The 18,062-nt window shown below is 61.5% G+C and carries 14 protein-coding genes; 3 read left to right on the top strand and 11 right to left on the bottom strand.

Annotated features, from left to right (window positions below; genetic code table 11):
* Window positions 1–232: 232 nt before the first annotated feature.
* Together AACY49_RS26075 and AACY49_RS26070 are read left to right on the top strand one after the other, a co-directional pair.
* On the top strand, window positions 233–820 hold the full coding sequence (locus AACY49_RS26075) for a phage tail protein (protein WP_258698452.1): 588 nt from the start codon (window positions 233–235) through the stop codon (window positions 818–820).
* A gap of 56 nt (window positions 821–876) precedes the next feature.
* Entirely contained in the window at window positions 877–1,188 is a 312-nt protein-coding gene (locus tag AACY49_RS26070; protein WP_258698451.1) for a DUF6916 family protein, read from the top strand.
* Window positions 1,189–1,306: 118 nt separating this feature from the next.
* On the opposite strand, the gene AACY49_RS26065 is transcribed toward AACY49_RS26070, so the two are convergent.
* The 11 genes from AACY49_RS26065 to AACY49_RS26015 form a co-directional block, all read right to left on the bottom strand.
* On the bottom strand, window positions 1,307–1,804 hold the full coding sequence (locus tag AACY49_RS26065; protein WP_258698450.1) for a GNAT family N-acetyltransferase: 498 nt from the start codon (window positions 1,802–1,804) through the stop codon (window positions 1,307–1,309).
* 12 nt (window positions 1,805–1,816) lie between these two features.
* The gene (locus AACY49_RS26060; protein WP_339527299.1) at window positions 1,817–3,913 is read right to left on the bottom strand and encodes an HlyD family efflux transporter periplasmic adaptor subunit; all 2,097 of its coding nucleotides are present in this window, start codon (window positions 3,911–3,913) and stop codon (window positions 1,817–1,819) included.
* Window positions 3,914–5,233 (bottom strand): efflux RND transporter periplasmic adaptor subunit, encoded by a 1,320-nt coding sequence (locus tag AACY49_RS26055; RefSeq protein WP_258698448.1) that lies wholly within the window; start codon window positions 5,231–5,233, stop codon window positions 3,914–3,916.
* The gene (locus tag AACY49_RS26050; protein ID WP_320392889.1) at window positions 5,230–6,012 is read right to left on the bottom strand and encodes an efflux RND transporter periplasmic adaptor subunit; all 783 of its coding nucleotides are present in this window, start codon (window positions 6,010–6,012) and stop codon (window positions 5,230–5,232) included. Before AACY49_RS26050 ends, AACY49_RS26055 begins: the two co-directional genes overlap by 4 nt.
* 94 nt (window positions 6,013–6,106) lie before the next feature.
* Window positions 6,107–7,684, bottom strand: a complete 1,578-nt coding sequence (locus tag AACY49_RS26045) for an efflux transporter outer membrane subunit (protein WP_339527298.1) — start codon at window positions 7,682–7,684, stop codon at window positions 6,107–6,109.
* Window positions 7,681–8,745, bottom strand: a complete 1,065-nt coding sequence (locus AACY49_RS26040) for an HlyD family secretion protein (protein ID WP_339527297.1) — start codon at window positions 8,743–8,745, stop codon at window positions 7,681–7,683. The genes AACY49_RS26045 and AACY49_RS26040 overlap by 4 nt, the downstream gene beginning before the upstream one ends.
* Before the next feature lie 26 nt (window positions 8,746–8,771).
* Complete coding sequence (locus tag AACY49_RS26035) at window positions 8,772–10,310, bottom strand: MFS transporter (protein WP_339527296.1); 1,539 nt, start codon at window positions 10,308–10,310, stop codon at window positions 8,772–8,774.
* Between the two features lie 235 nt (window positions 10,311–10,545).
* Window positions 10,546–11,466: a LysR family transcriptional regulator gene (locus tag AACY49_RS26030; protein ID WP_339527295.1), complete on the bottom strand. Its 921-nt coding sequence runs from the start codon at window positions 11,464–11,466 to the stop codon at window positions 10,546–10,548.
* A 201-nt stretch (window positions 11,467–11,667) separates the two neighbouring features.
* Window positions 11,668–13,035, bottom strand: a complete 1,368-nt coding sequence (locus AACY49_RS26025) for an HlyD family type I secretion periplasmic adaptor subunit (RefSeq protein WP_258698442.1) — start codon at window positions 13,033–13,035, stop codon at window positions 11,668–11,670.
* A complete protein-coding gene (locus tag AACY49_RS26020) occupies window positions 13,025–15,181 on the bottom strand; it encodes a type I secretion system permease/ATPase (protein WP_258698441.1) in 2,157 nt (718 codons plus the stop codon). Before AACY49_RS26020 ends, AACY49_RS26025 begins: the two co-directional genes overlap by 11 nt.
* Window positions 15,182–15,220: 39 nt before the next feature.
* Window positions 15,221–16,573, bottom strand: coding sequence for a TolC family outer membrane protein (locus AACY49_RS26015; protein WP_258698440.1), 1,353 nt, complete (start codon window positions 16,571–16,573; stop codon window positions 15,221–15,223).
* Window positions 16,574–16,932: 359 nt separating this feature from the next.
* Between AACY49_RS26015 and AACY49_RS26010 the strand changes: the two genes are divergently transcribed.
* A partial coding sequence (locus AACY49_RS26010) for a retention module-containing protein (RefSeq protein ID WP_339527294.1) occupies window positions 16,933–18,062 on the top strand: 1,130 nt, incomplete at its 3' end.

Below are 18,062 nucleotides of genomic sequence, written 5' to 3'. Positions count from 1 at the left end.
ACAACCCAATGAATACCGAAGTGTCCCGAGCACTGTAGGACAGGCGCGGGGCCGTCGTCGATGCTGGCCTTGCGACGGACGACGTCCGGCAATCATTCCAATCAGCGTCTACGCTTTGGCGTGGCGTGACCCAGCCACGGAGATGAATGGAGTCGGCTGATCACTGCGATCTACCCGGATAACCGGGCCTGCAACGTGACGCTTCAGACACTAACCTGAGGGATGAGGAACCATGGAAGTATTCATCGGCACTATCCAGTCTTTCGCCTTTAACTTCGCGCCCAACGGCTGGGCCCTATGCAACGGCCAGACGCTGAGCATCTCGCAATACAACACGGTTTTCGCACTACTGGGAACCTACTATGGAGGCAATGGCACCACCAATTTCATGTTGCCCAATCTGCAGGGCCGTCTGCCGATGGCCCAGGGCAACGGCCTGGGCCTGACCCCGCGTGTCATCGGCGAATTCTCCGGCACCGAGAACGTCACCGCGACCATCAACAACCTGCCCAACCACACCCACGCCTTGTCCGGGCTCACGGCCACCACCACCCTGCAACTGGCCAGCCCGGCGAGCAACCCGGTCACCAACCCGACCGCGACCAACTCCTACATCGGCGCTTCGGGCGGTGGGCCCGGCTCGGCGAGTATTTACTCCGATCAACAAGGTGCCGCAGCCGTGCCGCTCAAGGGCGTAACCAGCACGGTGACGGGGGAAATCTCGTCCGCCGGCAACGGTTTGCCCATGGAGGTGATGAACCCGTTCCTGGTGCTCAACTTCAGCATCGCCCTGAACGGCTTGTTCCCTTCGCGTAACTGAGGGTCTGGCCGGGGGATGCAAATCCCCCGGCCACTTTTGCTTGATGGAGTGATGCCATGCTGCAACAGGTTCAAAGCCAACACTTTCAGGCTCTGCTGGGCAAGACGGGGACGCTGCGGTTGCCCGATGGCAGTGAACTGCCGATCCATATCGACGCACTGAAAGAAACGCCCCACTCACAGATGCCCAAAAGCGAGCGCATGCCGTTCAGTGTCGAGCTCAACAGCCTGCAACCCACTGACTTTGTCGATGGCTTGTGTGCGCTGGAGTTGCCGGAGCTGGGTCAGGTAGAAGATATTTTTGTTTCGCGAGTACCGGCGATGGGGCGTGATCCGCAACTGGGGTACTTCTACATCGCGTTCAACTGAACATGGATCTCAATGTGGGAGCGAGCCTGCTCGCGATAGCGGTGGGTCATTCAATAATGATTTTGAAAGTGATGGTCCTTTCGCGAGCAGGCTCGCTCCCACAAGGGGCGGTATGTATTCAACCCTTCGGATACCACACCAGCCGCTCCGCCGCCGGGTTGCGCTCTTCAACCTGAAACCCCAGCGCCAGGTAATGCTGGCGCGCATGGGGGTTGTTGGCCCAGACCACCGTTGCCACCGGGCAGCGGATTTGTTGCGCGGCTTTTTGCACGCCTTGCAGCACCGTCCGACCGTAACCCCGGCCTCGGGCCTGGGGGATGAACGCCAGGTACAGCACGCGAATTTCATTGGGGCCGAAATCCGTGGTCAGCGCGCCGATGGCCGTGTCGAGCTTCTCGATCACGTAATGCATGGCGTTGGGGAAATTCTCCCCCAGCCCTTGTTCCTGCACGTTGAATTGCTGGGCAACCACCTGTTCAACCACCTCCTGCTCACCGTCGATCCACTGCAGATCCGGCCGCGCCGCCTGGTAAAGGCTGTGCAGAAAAGGTCCATCGCTGGCCCGCGAAGGCCTGACCACCAAACCGTCCGGTGCCACTGAAGCGCTGTTCGCCATCGCTGTTCTCCCTTAGAAACCGCTTTCCCTGACCCCCAGAGCCGCCATGCGCCGCCAGGCAACGCCCAGCACCGACTCGCCGCGGCCCTGCAACACCACTAGGCCGCGCAAGGGTTGCACCGGTGTCGGGGTGTTTTCGAGGATGCTCAACCGCGCGCCGTACTGCGCCTGTACCGGCTCGGCGCGCTGATGCTGATCGCGGCGTACGGCAATCGGCCCATGGTGATCGGAAGTCAGTGCTTCCTGATCGACGTAAGCCACGCCGTTGGTATCGATTTCGGTCAATTGCACGGCGATCGCAGGGTGCATCGGGTCATCGGCGATGAACCGCCCACTGGCACCCGGAGCAACACGCCAGAGTTCGGCTTCGGCCAGATAACCGCGCAACCGCGCGCCGTCCTCGACCACCCGCGCCAAAGGATCTTTGGTCGAAAGCCAGCGACCGACCACCAACTGCGGCAGCAGATCGCGCACTTTGCCGGCGTGGGGTGCGCGCAACAGCAGTCGCTCGCGCTGGGCGGCCAGGCCTCGGTATTCGGCCACGGCTTCAGCCAAGCGCTGTTCGACGATTCCAGCATCGGCCGCGGTTTCGCTACGACCGGCCTGACGACGCATCTGTAACTGCTGAATCTGGATCTCGCGACGGACGATGGCCTGGCGTGAGTCCAGGTCCGGCGACTCCAGTTCGATCAACACCTCACCCTGAGCGACGACCTGGCCGTCGTGCACACTCACTGTTTTGACCCGCGCCGCCACCGGCGCGTGCAGGGCACTGGCGCGTCCAGCCTCCAGCATCGTCGGCAACTCCACCGCGCTGCGCCACGGCAACGCCAGCAGCAACAACAACCCGAGCAACGTCAAACCGCTGAGCAGCACTCGAGGCGCATGCGCCTGTTCGCGATGGCTCCACCATTGCCGCCACTCGTTCAGGATCGGCAGGAAGATGAACCAGACCAGTTCCACCAGCATCAGGAAGATCCCCAATACCTTGAAGAACAGGTGATAGACCGCCAGCGCAATCCCGAAAAACAGCGCCGCGCGCCACAGCCACGCGCCATACCCCCAGATCAGCAGACGCCGCTGCATCTTCGGCGACCACGGCTCCGGCGCCGGGGCAGCGTAACCAAACAAAAACTCGCGCAGCCGCCAGCGGCACAAGGCAAAGGCGCGCCCTTGAAGGTTGTCCACTTCCCAGAAATCGCTGAGCAAGAAGTAGCCGTCGAAACGCATGAACGGGTTGAGGTTGATCACCAGTGTGGTGATCCAGGTCGCACTGGCGAGCATGAACGCCGCCGTACGTCCGGGGCCGTCAGGCAGCAGTGACCAGGCAAGCAGCGCAATACACGCCAGCACCAGTTCCGCCAGCACCCCACCGGCACCGATCAGCAACCGTGCACGTCGATCATTGACGCGCCAGGCGTCGCTGACGTCCGTGTAAAACATCGGCAGCAGCACCATGAACGCCACGCCCATGCTCTGCACCCGACAACCGGCGCGCTTGGCCATGAAGGCGTGGCCGAACTCGTGGCACAGCTTGGCGAAAAACAGCGCCACTGCGAACGCCAGCGCACCGCCGAGGCTGAACAGGTGCGGAAACGTGGCGATGAATCGCTGCCAGTCCCGCGACACCAGAAACACCCCAAGCCCCAGCGTCGCGGGCAATCCGTAGCGCAATGCGCGTGGGCCGAAACGCTCCAGCCACGGCCAGACGCGATTGAGAAAAGCGTCCGGGCGCCACAGCGGAATCCGGAAAAACAGGTATTGATGCAACAGGATTTGCCACAGGCTCTGGCGCTGGGCCGCGGCCTTCAAGCTGTAACTGGCGCGCTGCGGCGGATCGAGGGCGCTGATCAGGTCGTGGCCACGCAAAAATTCCAGCAATTGCTCAAGCGCCGCGCCATCCAGCGCCAGCCCCGGCTCGCGGTTGGCGGCACGCAGCACTTGCTCGGGATCGCCCAGAGACCAATGGCGCAACAGACGCATCGCCGCCGCACCAAGTTTGAAATAACGCCCTCGCACCGGGTCGGCCAGGGTCCAGCACGGTGAACCGTCGAGGGCCGGGGCCGCCGTCGACAATTGCAGGTCTGCCCGCAGGCTCGGCAGGCTCATCTAAAGACCCACGCTCTGACGTAACCCGGCCAACGGTCGACGCAACAGGTACAACGCCAGCGGCGCACGGTCGCCGAAGACTTTCGCGGTGCCACGCAAGCCGATGCGTGGCGGTGCGGCGTCGAACGTCGCATCCAGTCGATAAGCCAGTTGCCCGGCAGCGGTGGGCTGCGCTTCGTAAGCCGAACGTTCGAGTTTGGCCAGATGCCGCTGCAACGGATCGCTGTCGAGAAACAGCGCGACTTGCGCTCCCGGCGCCAAGGAAATCGCATCGCCCACGGCCAATTCGATGCGCAACTCGGCCTGGTTCGGGTCGGCGATTTCCATCAGCCGCTCGCCGGTTTGCACCGGTTTGCCGGTCCAACGCTCAGCGTCGGCGAACACCGCGATGCCGTCCCGCTCGGCGCGTACCTCGCTGCGTTTGAGCAGTTCACGGGCGTAATCCCGCTCGGCGCGCTTTTGCTCGACGCGGGCCGCCAGCAGATCGATTTTCGAACTGGATTCGGCATCAGCGAAGGAGCGTTGGGAATTGGCCTTGAGTTCCGCTTCGGCAACGCCCAGGGCGCGCTCGGCCACATCGGCCTGAGCCTTGAGCGTGGTGCTTTCGAAGCGCAGCAGCAGGTCGCCGGTTTTCACCGTCTGGTTGGGTTTGACCAGGAACTCGGCGATCACCCCGTCCAGCGGCGCCGCCACCACCCGACCGCCCAGCGGGACGACTTCGGCCGGTGCCAGCACCGATTGGCGCACCGGAATCAGCAACCCGAGCAACAACACAGCGACCAGCGCCACCTGACGCTTGCGCGTCCAGCGTAGCCGCCAGGGTTTGCGCGGTTGGAGCGCCAGCCAGGCGTGGCTGTAGGTGTCGCCCAGTTGCGACAGCAGCACTTGCTCGGAAGGATTCCACGGCACATCACGCGCCAGCCACAGACCACCGAACACCTCGCCCCGATGATCGATCAGCGGCAACCAGAACACCTGAGCGGCTGACAGACTTTGCCAGTCGGCCTGAATGGATTGGCCAAGGAGATCGGGTGTGATCACCCGAGCCTGTTTCAGCACGCCAAGCTTGAACAACTGCGCGACCGCTTGCTCGACAAATGCCACGAACGGCGCATTCGGTTCCACGGCGCTGACACCGGTCACCGCCTGCACCTTGCCGGCGATCAACAGCGCGGCATGGCGGAAACCGAACAGCGCCTGGCCGTCATTGACCAGGCTGTAAGCCAGTTGCGAAGGATTGCGAGCAGCGCGGGTCTGGCGTTCGAGGTCAAGAAACCTTGCGAACACCTGCTCGGCGCCGCCCGTTACCGGGGCGTTCACTTGAGCTCCGCGAAACGCGCCGTTCCGCTCATGCCGGCCAACAGACCGCTGGCGTTGGGTAATGTCGCCACCAGCAGCAAGGTCTGGCTGCCTTCATCGATCCGCGCACCGAGGCGCTTGACCGTGGCATCCAGAGGCCGACCGGTTTCATCGGGGACAAAACTGAACGTCTGGCCGGGCTTGAGTTTGCCCATCCAGCGCGACGGCACCAACAGATGAATTTCCAGAGTGCGGTTATCGACCACGTCCAGCAGCGGTGTGCCAGCAGCGACGCTTTCGTAGCGCTTGACCTTGCGTTCGACGACCTGACCATCGAACGGCGCGACCACGCTGCAACGCTTGACCTGAACCTGATAAACCTGAGATTGCGCCTGGGTTTCGCTGACCTTGGCCTCGGCCCGCGCCACTTCAAAACGCCCGACCGAATTCAACGCCGCCAGTTGCCGGTTATGGGCCAGCTCCTCACCGGCGCCACGGTTGGCGGCCTGGGCCGCGTTGAGCTGAGCCTGATAGGCCGAACAGTCAAACCGCGCCAGGATATCGCCCTTCTTGAACGACTCGCCCTCACTGAACGGCAACTCGACAATCCGCCCCGACAATTCACTGGCGAGCACTGCCTGATCCCGGGCTCGCAGCACACCACGGGCTTCACTGCTGGCCGACGCATCACCGCCGACCGCGCTGCTTTCCAGCAACGGATCGTCTGGCGCAGGCGTTTGCGCCTGTACTGCGCACGTTACAAAGGTCAATCCCATAACCAAAATACGAAAACGCCGCATAACCGTAACTCCCTGACGGATGAGCGGAGTCTACGACAGACGGGGTGCGCGTCAAGCGGATGGCCATCATTGGTTGAAAGAGTGTGCTCGCCGATCAGAGCTGCGCCGTCTCCGCCACCGGATACACCGACTCCCATCCCCCACCCAGCGCCTTATACAAGCCAACCATCGCCAACGACACCCCGGTCGAGCTCTCGACCCACTGCTGCTGGGTCGCCAGCAATTCGCCTTGCACGGTGAGGACATTGACGAAATCCACCACCCCTTCGACGTATTGCTGTTGCGCGGTGCGCAGGGCGATCTGGTTCTGACGCACGGCTTCGGCGAGGCTGTCGCGACGCAACTGACTGGCGTTGTAGGCGGTGAGTTGATCGTCGATTTCATGCCAGGCCCGCAGCACGGTTTGCTGGTAGGCCAGGGCCGCTTCCTGTTGCTGTGCTTCGCGCAGGTGCAACATGCCGCGCAGGCGGCCGCCATCGAACAGCGGCAGGCTCAATTGCGGGCCGATGCCGAACGAACGTGAGCCCCAGGAGCCGAAATCGCTCAGTTGCAGGGCTTGTGAACCGATGTTGCCCGACAGGGTGATCCGCGGATAAAAGTCACCCTTGGCCACGCCGATGCTGGCAGTCGCGGCATGCAAACGGGCTTCGGCCTGACGGATGTCCGGGCGGCGCTCGGCCAATTGCGACGGCAAGCCGATGGCGACCTGACGCGGGGTTTGCGGCACGGGAGCGTCTGTGGATAACTCGGCGGACAGCGCTTGCGGGGGTTCGCCCATCAACAGGCTCAGGGCGTTGATCAATTGCGACTGACGCTGCTCCAGCGCCGGCAAACGTGATTCGATGGCCGCGACTTGCGCAGCGGCTTCGGCGACGTCCAGGTCCGTCGCCACCCCGTCCGCCAGGCGTAGTTGCGAAAGTTTCAAACTGTGCCGGGCGACGTCGAGGTTCTGCTCGGTGACGGCCCGGGTGCTTTGCACGCCGCGCAGTTGAATGTAGTCCTGGGCGGTTTCGGCGAGCACCGACAGCAGCACACCGCGACGATCATTTTCCGCCACTTCCAGGGTGGCATCGGCCGCTTCGGCTTCGCGGCGCACACGGCCCCAGAAATCCAGTTCCCAGGAGGCGGAAAAGCCTGCATCCCACAGGTTGAACGCCGAGTCGCCATTGTTGCCCGACGGATCGTTCAGGCCTTCACCGCTGTTGCGTTTGCGCCCGTAGCTGCCGGTGGCGGCGGTGTTGGGATAGCGGTTGGCGGTGACCACCTGACGCGCGGCGCGACTTTGCTGCAAACGGCTGCTGGCGAGTTTCAGGTCGAGGTTGTCGGTCAGGGCGCGTTGGGTCAGGGCCGAGAGTTTTGGGTCGTTGAATACCTCCCACCAGCGTTCGTTCATGTCGGTTGTTATCGCTTCACTGGCGGCGGCTTTGACCGGTTTCGACCATTCGGCCACTTGTTGTGGCTGAGGCTTCTGGAAGTCCGGGCCGACGGTGCAGGCCGAAAGACTCATGACCAGCAAAGTGCCGAAGGTAAGTTGGGGCCACCGGCCCCTTCGCGAGCAGGCTCGCTCCCACAGGGGGGCTTTTTCTGTGCCATAAATCCGTGCTTTGCCTAGATCCAATGTGGGAGCGAGCCTGCTCGCGAAGACGTCAGCCTTATCAACGAAGATCTTCATCGTTGCGCAACCTCATGTTCGCCAGTGCTTGCCGTATCAATCCTCGCCTCCACCGACATCCCCACCCGCAACCGCTCGGCCAACGCCTGACCCGGCTCCAGAACGATTTTCACCGCAATCCGTTGCACAACCTTGGTGAAGTTGCCGGTGGCGTTGTCCGGTTTGACCGAGGCGAAGGTCACGCCAGTGGCCGGTGCGATGCTCTCGACGCGACCGCGCAGGGCTTCGCCGCCGAGGCTGTCGACGTGCACTTGCACGCTCTGCCCCGGCTGTACATCAGTCAGTTGGGTTTCCTGAAAATTGGCGACCACATAGGCCCGCTCCAACGGCACCACGGCCAGAATCTTGCTGCCCGGTGTGACATAAGCGCCGACCCGCACCGCGCGCTCGCCGACCATGCCGTCCTGGGGCGCGACGATGCGCGTATAGGACAACTCATAGCTGGCCATTTCCAGCGCCGCTTGCGCTCGTTTCAGCCCACCTTCGGCCGCGTCACGCTGGGCGGTCAGGATCTCTACCTGCTTGCGTTCCGCCGCGAGCACTGCCGTGGCATTGGCCAAGCGAGCGGAGGCCTGGTCGATGCGCGTGCGCGCTTGCTGAGCATTCTGCACCGTGCCAGCGCCTACCCCGGCGAGGTGGTTGTAGCGGTTAAGTTCATGCTCGGCGAAGGCCATTTCCGCTTTCGCCGAAACCACCGTGGCCTGGGCCTGAGCGATCACCGATGTCTGGCGCTCAAGGGTTGAACGAGCGTTCTGAAGTTGCGCCCTGGCCACCAGGGTTTCAGCGTCGGCAGCCTCAGCGGCAGCGCGCAGATCGCGATCGTCGATCATGGCCAGTAGCTGTCCGGCCTTGACCTGCTGATTGTCTTCCACCAGCACTTCCTTGATGAACCCCGCCACGCGCGGTGCCACCAGGGTGAAGTCCGCCGAGACGAAAGCATCGTTGGTGTTCTGCTGGGTGCGCTTGCCGAACAAGCCCGGCGCCAGCAGGTAAATCAACACGCCGACCGCCATCACCGCGGCAACGCCGACAGCGATTTTTTGCTTTGATTGAGTCGTCATAAAAACCTTCTGTTTCAGTGAAGCGTTCAAGTCGGCGCGCGCGGTGGATAGATCCGCGTCGGCAGCCAGAAAATCATCAGGATCAGCATCACGGCGATACCGGCCATGCACAGATAAAGATCGGAGGAGGTCAGCACCACGGCTTGTTGATGCAGTCGGTGAGCGAGACCAGCGCTAGTGCCGTCAACCAGAGGCGAATTACCAAGGTTGTCCACCAGCATGGTCGAATGGAAATGCAGCCTTGCAGTGGTCAGCGCCTCGATCACACCGGTGGCGATCACCGCCGCCAGGCCTTTCACGGTATTGAACCAGGCCGAAGCGAACGGCCCTTCCATCGGGCTGATGCTGCCGGTGGAGAGCATCAACAGCGGCAGCACGGCCATGGGCTGACCGAAGATTTGCAGCAGTTGTAGCGCGTAGAAGTCATCGCGAATCCACACCGACGTCAGCTGCGAACCGCCGAGACAAGACAGCACCAACATGCCCAGGCCGATCCCCAGCACCCAGCGGCAATCGACCCAACGCAGATTGCACAGCGCCGCCACCAACGGCAGCGCGATCAACTGTGGCAGCGCTGCCAGCAACATGATCGGCGCGGTTTGCACAGGGCGATAACCCTGGACCTGAGCCAGGTAACTGGAGGGAATGATGATCACCGCGAGCAATACCACCAGCACGCCGGCCAGAGTCAACAGCGCGAACGACAGGTTGCGGATACCGAGCATCTGCAACTTGAAGAACGGAATCGGTTGCGACCACTCGTTGATCAGAAACAGCACCAGCAACAGCAGCCCGCCGCCGAGCAGTCCGCAAATCAGGCTCGACTCGAACCAGTCCAGCCGATTACCTTGCAGAATGCCGATCACCAACATGCAGATCGCCGCAAACCCCAACAACAAGCCACGCCAGTTGAATGACTTGAAGCGTTCCAGCCGCAGCGGATCCTGAGGCAAACCGTAAGCCACTGCCGCCATCGCTACCAGGCACGGCACGATGATTTGCCAGAAGGTCCATTGCCAGCCGACGTACTCGGTCCACAACCCGGCCAGCGGCGTGCCGAGACCGGGGCCGAAGGTCGCCGTCAGGGCATAACCGGCCAGGCCATAGAGTTTCACGTTGGCCGGCAGGAATCGCAGGGCTACGGTCATCAGCATCGGCGGCAACGCGCCGCCGGCTAGGCCTTGCAAGGTGCGCAAGACCAGCAGGCTTTCGTAATTCGGGGCAAACGGGCACAGCACGCCCAACAGCGTGAACGCACTGATGGCGCACAGGGTGAAGCGCCGCAACGAGAACGTCACCGAACACCAAGGGGCAAACGCCATGGCGGCCACCGAGGTCGCGGTGTAACTGGCGACCAGCCAGGTGCCTTCGTCATAACCGATGGCCAACGCACCGCGAATGTCGGCCAGGGCGACCTTGGTCACCATCTCGTTCAGACCCGACACCAGTACCGCCAGCAACACGCCCACCAGGCCGATGATGATGCGCGGGCCGAAGACTGGTGGCGTGATGGCGGTCGCTGGTTTGGCCGCTGCGAGAGGCGCCGTGACCGTGAGGGAAGTCATGTACTGCAAGCTCCGGGAGGGGAATACCGAAGCATTTTAGGGAGCGTGGAAGCTTACGAAAATTGACTTATTGGCAGCTTATAAGTGTGTTTCATGCAGCAATTAACTCCGGAAAACAACACAGATCCCTGTGGGAACGAGCCTGCTCGCGATAGGGCTACCACATTCAACATCGATGTTGACTGATCCACTGCTATCGCGAGCAGGCTCGCTCCCACAGGGATTTGGATCAACTTTAGGTTGGCTGTGCGGCCAACCAGGTCTCGTCGCAACAGGTCTTGAGCGTTTCACGCATCCAACGGTGGGCCGGGTCCTTGTCGAAACGCGGATGCCAGGCCTGGGTCAACATCAGGGTCGGTAATGGGATCGGCAGGGTAAACGAGCGCAGTTTCAAACCCAGGCGCCGCACACTCAGCAAGGCTTCCTCGGGTACCGGCAGAATCAGATCGGAATCCGGCAAGGCGAACATCGCCGCATGGAAACTCGGCGCAATCACCGCCACCCGTCGCTCCAGCCCCAAGGCGTTGAGCGCTGTATCGATGGGTCCGCGGGCGATCCCCCGGCGCGACATGCTGATATGGGAAAAACCGGCGTAACGCTCGGCGGTGATCTCTGCATCGAACAGTGGATGATCCTCGCGCACCAGCCCGACAAAGTGAGTGGAAAACAGGTTCTGCACTTTCACTTCCGGCATCAGCGGCCGATTGTTGCTGACGCTCAAATCGATGCGTCCTTCGCGCAAGGCTTCGTCGTCGCCATCACCTACAGGGACGAAGCGCAGTTCACAATGCGGGGCCTGGCGCTCCATCGTGTCGAATAGCTTGCCGCCGTAGACGCCAACAAAGAAATCATTGGCGCGAATGCTGAACCGCCGGCGCAAACTGCCCAGATCCACATCATCGGCGGAGCGGAACAGCAATGCGGCCTGTTCCACCAGATCCCGCACCTGCTCGCGCAACTCCAGCGCCTTGGGCGTCGGCACCAGCCCACGGCCGGCGCGCACCAGAATCGGGTCGCCGATGGCCTCGCGAATCCGCGTCAGCGTCCGGCTCATGGCCGCCGGGCTGAGGTTCATCCGCCGCGCAGCGCCCACCACGCTGCCTTCATCGAGCAAAGCGTCGAGGGCGACCAACAGGTTCATGTCCGGGAGTTGCATGCTGAGCACTCGTATCTGATCTGAGTTGATTCAGACGCAATGCTAGCAAACATCCCTGGATGAGGTGGCGACAGGACTGGCCTCTTCGCGAGCAAGCCCGCTCCCACATGGGTTCTTTGTCGCGCACAAAACCCGCGACCACTGAAGATCAATTGTGGGAGCGGGCTTGCTCGCGAAGAGGCCATCAGCAGCACCGAAAAACTACCGCTCGTGCAACGCCTCGGCCCGAGCCCGAATAATCGGCTTGAGCAAGTAACTGAGCACAGTCTTCTTGCCGGTAATGATATCCACCGACGCCACCATCCCCGGAATGATCAGCAACGGCTTTTCATCCGTCCCGAGGTGGCTGCGTTCGGTACGCAATTTGATGATGTAGTAAGTGGTCTTCTTGTCTTCGTCGGTGATGGTGTCGGCACCGATCTGCTCCAGCTTGGCTTTGAGCCCACCATAAATGGTGTAGTCGTAAGCCGTGAACTTCACCGTGGCGTCCTGGCCCGGATGCAGGAACGCGATGTCTTGCGGGCGAATTTTGGCTTCCACCAACAAGGTGTCATCCAGTGGCACGATCTCCACCAGGTCGCTGCCCGGCTGGATCACGCCGCCGATGGTGTTCACCAGCAACTTGTTGACGATACCGCGCACCGGCGATGTCACCAGCGTCCGGCTGACCCGGTCTTCCAGCGCCTTGCCAGTGGCCTGGGCCTTGTTCAGATCGGTGCGCGCTTCGTTGAGTTGGGTCAGGGCTTCGCTGCGGAATTTGCCGCGAGTCTCGTCGATCTTGCGCTGCACTTCCTTGATCGCCGATTCGGCGCGAGGGATCGCCAGGGTGGTGGCGTCCAGTTGGCCGCGGGTTTCGACCTCGGCACGCTTGAGTCGCAAAACCTCAACCGGGGACACCGCGCCCTGAGCCACCAACGGCTCGGACATGGCGATTTCCTGACGCTGCAAGGACAGACCGCTGCGGTACTGGGCCTGTTTGGAGGTGAACTCGCGCAGCTCTTGCTGCTTCTGGATCAACTGCTCCTGCAAGCCACCGATCTCATCGTGCAGTTGCTGACGACGACTGATGTACAACGACTGTTCGCTGGCGGCCTGGCCGGGTACGGCTTTGAGCACATCGGCGGGAAAATTCAACGGGCGATCATCGACCTCGGCACTCAAGCGCTCCACACGCAACAGCATCGACAGCCGATCGGCCTCGGTCTCACCAACGTTGGAGGCGAACCGTGTGTCGTCCAGACGAATCAGCGGCGCGCCAGCCTCGACGATTTGTCCTTCGGTGACGAACAGCTCGGAAACGATGCCGCCCTCAAGGTTCTGGATTTTCTGGATCTTCGACGACGGAATCGCCTTGCCGTCGCCCTTGGTGACTTCGTCGATCACCGCAAAATTGGCCCAAAGCATCAGGAACACGAAGAAGCCGATGATCGCCCAGATCGTCAACCGCACCACGCGCGGGGCGTCTTCGATCAGCGCTTTGTTGACCTCGGGAAGGGGCTGGCCTTGCAACGACGCGGAGCCTTTGAAGTAGCGGCGAATGGAATCTTTGATCCCGGACTTAAGCAACACTGATCTGCCCCTTCTTCAACGCTTCCATCACGACGGCTTTCGGACCATCGGCGAGAATCTGCCCACGGTCGATCACCAACAGGCGATCCACCAGCGATAACAACGAGGCCCGGTGTGTCACCAGCACCACGGTCTTGTTTTCAACCACGGCCATGAGGCGTTGCTTGAGGCGTTCTTCGCCGGTGTTGTCCATGGCGCTGGTGGGTTCATCCAGCAGCAAAATCGGCGGGTTGAGCAGCAGTGCTCGAGCCAGGGCCACATTCTGGCGCTGACCACCGGACAGGTTCTGCCCACGCTCACCGACTTGCAGCTCATAGCCTTGCGGATGCAGACGGGCGAACTCGTGGACGCCAGCCAGTTCCGCGGCTTGTAGCACCAGTTCGTCTTCGACGTAGCGCGCGCCCGACACCAGGTTGTCGCGTAACGTACCAGCGAGCAACTGGATGTCCTGAGCCACGTAGCCAATGTTGTGGCGCAGTTCGCTGACGTCGATCTGACGGATATCCACACCATCCACCAGCAACGCGCCGTCGTCCGGCTGATAGAGGCCCACCAGCAGTTTGGCCAGGGAGCTTTTGCCCGAGCCGCTGCGGCCGATAATGCCGATCTTCTCGCCGGGCTTGATGATCAGGTTGATGTTCTTCAGCGCGGGGTTCTGCTGATTCGGATAGGTGAAGCTCAGCTGACGGCATTCAATGGCGCCTTGCAGCACCTTGCGGCTCAGCGGGCGCTCGTCGAAATTGCGCTCCTGAGGCAGCTCCATCATCTGATCGACCGAGGTCATGGTCACACGAGCCTGCTGGTAGCGGGTCAGCAGGCCAGACAACGAGGCCAATGGGCTGAGGGCGCGACCGCTGAGCATGTAGCACGCGATCAAACCGCCCATGCTCAGGTGGCCGTCGATGATCTGGTACACGCCGAAGACAATCATGATCACCCCGGCCAGTTGCTGAATCAGCAAGGTGATGTTCATCGCCAGACCGGACAGCATTTTCACCCGCAGCTCGAGGCGGCTGAGGGTGCCGATCGTTTGCTCCCACTGATACTGGCGTTCGCTTTCGGCGTTGTTGACCTTCACCGCATCAAGGCCGGCGAGGGTTTCGATCAGGCTCGACTGGCGCTCGGCGCCCAGGGCCATGGTTCGCTCCATGGTCGCCACCAGCGGCTTCTGCAAGGCATAACCAATCAGCAAGGCAATCGGGAACGCCAGCACCGGAATCCACACCAGATGCCCACCCAGGATCGCAATGACCAGGAAGATCAGCAGCGTAAACGGCAGGTCGATCAGGCTGGTGAGGGTCAGCGACGCGAGAAAGTCCCGCAGGCTCTGAAACTCATGGATATTCTGGGCGAAGCTACCGACCCGCGCCGGGCGGAACTTCATGGCCATGCCGACGATGCGCTCGAACAGCGTCGCGGAGATGATCAGGTCGGTTTTCTTGCCGGCCAGGTCCAGACACAGGCTGCGCAGGCTCTTGAGGATCAGGTCGAATATATAAGCGCCGGTGATGCCGATGGCCAGGACCCAAAGGGTCGACTCGGCCTGGTTCGGCACCACGCGGTCGTAGACATTCATCACGAACAGCGGCGCGGCCATGGCAATAATGTTGATCAGTAAACTGGCGGCGATGGCGTCGGCGTACAGCCAGCGCGAACGCTTGAGGGTGTCGCGAAACCACGAACGCGCGCGCGGGATCAGCGTGCCATGGTTAACGTCGAATTTGTGCTGGGGTTGGGCGAAAAAGACTTTGCCACTGTAGTCGTCGGCCAACAGCTCACGATTGACACAGACTTCGCCGCCATCGCTTTCGCTGAGCAGCAAGCGGGCCTGATCTTCACCGTGCCAGCCGAGCAGCACCGCACTGCGCCCCTCCTTGAGCAGCAACAGCGCCGGCATGGCAATCGCCGGAATCTGCTCCAGTTTGCGTTGCAACACCCGCCCTTGCAGCCCGGCGCGAGCGGCCGCGCGGGGCAGCAGTTCGACGCTCAGGCGTTGTTTGGGTAACGGCAGGCCAGTGGTCAGCATCGCCGCGCTGGCCGGCTTCTGGTGCAAGGTGCAAAGGGCTAGCAGGCCGTCCAGTAACGGATCGTCGTGCAGCGCGCGTGGATCATGAATGAGTTGAACTCGACTGACTTCTGATTCCACGCTCGACACTCTTGGCTAACGATTGAAATGGGGCAGGACTCAATTCATCCCAGGCAGCTGGACCTTGGGCTTCACGTCGTCTTGCACGACGGAAGCCAACGGTGCGACCACGCCCTGGCTTTTGAGCAATTCGCCCATGGTCGCCTTGATTCGGTATTGAGTAAATAACTGAATGTTTTTGATCTCGACCAGCCGACGGGAAGCGCTGAATAGCTCGTTTTCACTGTCGAGCAAGTCGAGCAACGTCCGCTCGCCGAGGCCGAACTGCTTCTGATACGCGCCGCGCACACTGGTGCTGTGATCGACATATTGCTGGGCGATCGGCACTTGGGCGTTGGCGTTGTTCAGGGCGTTCCAGGCCAGGCCCAGCTCTTCGTTCAACACACGCAGGGCATTGTTGCGAATATCCAGCGCCTGGTTCGATAGATAAGACTTGGATTCCAGATCAGCCTTGTTGCTGCCACCGGCAAACAAATTGAAGCGCATGCGCAGCATGGCCTGCCATTCGTTGCTGTGACCGTTCTGACCGTCGAGATCGTTGTCGGCGGTGCGCCCCAGTTCGGCATCGAAGCGTGGGTAGAAGCTCGACTTGGCGGCTTCGTACTGTTTCTCGGCGGCAGCGATATCGGATTCGGCGGAACGCAGGATCGGGCTGTTTTCCAGCATCTGCGCCCGGGCTTCATTCAGGTTGGCCGGCAACAGCGCCATAAAATCGGCAGGCCGCTCCAGTTGATCGGGCATCTGGCCGACGGCGCTGAGGAAGTTGGTCTCGGCATCAGCCAGGTTGGTCTGCTCAGTGATCAGGTTGTTGCGGGCCTGAGCCATGCGCGCTTCAGCCTGATCTAGGTCGGCGCCGCTGCCCACGCCACGCTGGGTGCGCAATTTGATCTGGTCAAAAATCCGTTCGTGGTTCTTCAGGTTGTCTTCGGCCAGACGCACGAATTCGCGGCGGGTCAGCACATCGAGATAGACCTGAGCGACGGTCAGCGCAGTGCGTTCCGACGTGCCCAGCAAGGAATAAGCGCGGGAATTAACGGTGGCTTGTTGACGCCCCACTTCGCTGGACGTCGCAAAACCATCAAAAACCATCTGCGACAGACGTAAACTTGACTCACTCCGGTTCAGCGTTTCCCAGTGATTGCTGTTGCCAGCGGCACGGGTGCTGACGCTATCGGTGCCTTCGCGACCATAACCGCCCAGCAGATCAACCTTTGGCAAGTATCCACCTTTTGCCGCCTTTAACTGATAATCCGCGGCCAGCCGACTGTTAACCCCGGCCTGGATTTCCGGATGGACGTCCAGTGCCTGCTGCATCGCCTGCGGAAGGGTCTGCGCCTGAACAAAGCTGGCGGCTAGGGCGAAGGGTAGAACCTTGAACAGGTGCAAACGCATAGTTGGAATTTCCCGGGACTTCTTGTCTTGAATCACTGCAGAACGTGGCGCTGCATCGGATGATGGCAACCGGAATGACCGTATGTCGGAAAGTTAAAAATCGGAACTGGGTCACACTCTGTAGGACAGGTCGCCGCTTAAATATCAATGTGACATTAATGGGGCGATTGTTTAGGATGGATCCAATAAGGTCAATAGTTTGGCATAAAGTTAATTCCGAAAAAATATAGTCAAATTATTGACTATTTCGCATCAACGTTATGCACCAAATATTTTAGAAAGTACGTCCAGCCCCGCTCGGTGAACACCCCCGAGCGGTTCATGGAAGTCAACTGAACGTGACACCCGGAGAGTCTTCAATGAGCAGTGTTGTTGCCATCGTCAAAAGCATTGTTGGTCAGGTTTTCGCGGTGTCCCCAGAGGGCATCCGCCGCGTACTCGTTGAAGGCGACCGGTTGTTGGTGGGCGACCAGATAGACACTGGTGCCGCTGGCGCCATCACGCTCGAACTGGCTGACGGCCGGACCCTGGACCTGGGCCGCGACACTCAATGGAGCGGCAGCAATCCGGACTCCAGCACCGACCTTGCGCAAGCCACCGCACAAGCCGCGCCATCGGTTGACGAATTACAGCAAGCCATCGCCGCCGGCGTCGACCCGACCACTGCTCTTGAAGCCACCGCAGCCGGCCCTACTGCTGCGAGCACGGGTGGATCTGCCGGTGGTGGCCACAGCTTCGTGGACCTGGAGGCAACTGCGGCCCGGGTTGCCCCGACCATTGGTTTCGAGACAGCGGGCCTCGCCACTGCCGCGTCGGCAACACAAGACATTACCGGCAGCCAGACGGCCAACACCAGCGCCAACACTCTGCTCGAATCGACCCTGAGCCTGAGCGCCACGCCGACCATCACCGAAGCCGGTGGCGTGCTGGTTTATACCGCGACCCTGACCCAGGCGCCGCTGACCGACCTGACCATCACCCTGTCCAACGGCTCGGTGATCGTGATCGCAGCCGGCCAAACCACCGGCACCGTCAACGTTCCGCTGGCACCGAACGACACTGTTTATAACGATTCGACCCAGATCGACGTGACCGTCACCGGCACCACGGGCGGTAGCGGTATCGCGGTCACCCCGCCGACCGCACCGGCCGTGACCCAGGTCACCGACACCGTCGACACCACCACCGTCACACTGACGGCCGGTTCGACCGTCAACGAAGGCGGCCAGATCACCTACACCGCGACCTTGACCAACCCGGCGCAGACGCCAGTCACTGTCACCCTGTCCAACGGTTCGACCATCACCATCGCCGCTGGCAACACCACCGGCAGCGTGAACGTTCCGACGCCGGCCAATGATGTCTACAACAATGGCAGCACCGTCAGCACCACGATCACCGGGACTACCGGCGGCAACTTCGAGAACCTGGTGCCGAACCCGACACCGGCGGTCACCACCGTTACCGACTCGGTCGACACCACCACCGT

Origin of the sequence: Pseudomonas sp. EL_65y_Pfl2_R96 (assembly GCF_963970905.1) — a bacterium.
Classification (GTDB): Bacteria; Pseudomonadota; Gammaproteobacteria; order Pseudomonadales; family Pseudomonadaceae; genus Aquipseudomonas.
The sequence above is the reverse complement of the archived record's forward strand: the minus strand, read 5'-3'. Positions and strand labels throughout refer to the sequence as shown.

Coding starts and splice junctions, on each gene's coding strand:
- AACY49_RS26075 (WP_258698452.1), top strand. CDS start 233: ATGGAAGTATTCATCGGCACTATCCAGTCTTTCGCCTTTAACTTCGCG.
- AACY49_RS26070 (WP_258698451.1), top strand. CDS start 877: ATGCTGCAACAGGTTCAAAGCCAACACTTTCAGGCTCTGCTGGGCAAG.
- AACY49_RS26065 (WP_258698450.1), bottom strand. CDS start 1,804: ATGGCGAACAGCGCTTCAGTGGCACCGGACGGTTTGGTGGTCAGGCCT.
- AACY49_RS26060 (WP_339527299.1), bottom strand. CDS start 3,913: ATGAGCCTGCCGAGCCTGCGGGCAGACCTGCAATTGTCGACGGCGGCC.
- AACY49_RS26050 (WP_320392889.1), bottom strand. CDS start 6,012: ATGCGGCGTTTTCGTATTTTGGTTATGGGATTGACCTTTGTAACGTGC.
- AACY49_RS26045 (WP_339527298.1), bottom strand. CDS start 7,684: ATGAAGATCTTCGTTGATAAGGCTGACGTCTTCGCGAGCAGGCTCGCT.
- AACY49_RS26040 (WP_339527297.1), bottom strand. CDS start 8,745: ATGACGACTCAATCAAAGCAAAAAATCGCTGTCGGCGTTGCCGCGGTG.
- AACY49_RS26035 (WP_339527296.1), bottom strand. CDS start 10,310: ATGACTTCCCTCACGGTCACGGCGCCTCTCGCAGCGGCCAAACCAGCG.
- AACY49_RS26030 (WP_339527295.1), bottom strand. CDS start 11,466: ATGCAACTCCCGGACATGAACCTGTTGGTCGCCCTCGACGCTTTGCTC.
- AACY49_RS26015 (WP_258698440.1), bottom strand. CDS start 16,573: ATGCGTTTGCACCTGTTCAAGGTTCTACCCTTCGCCCTAGCCGCCAGC.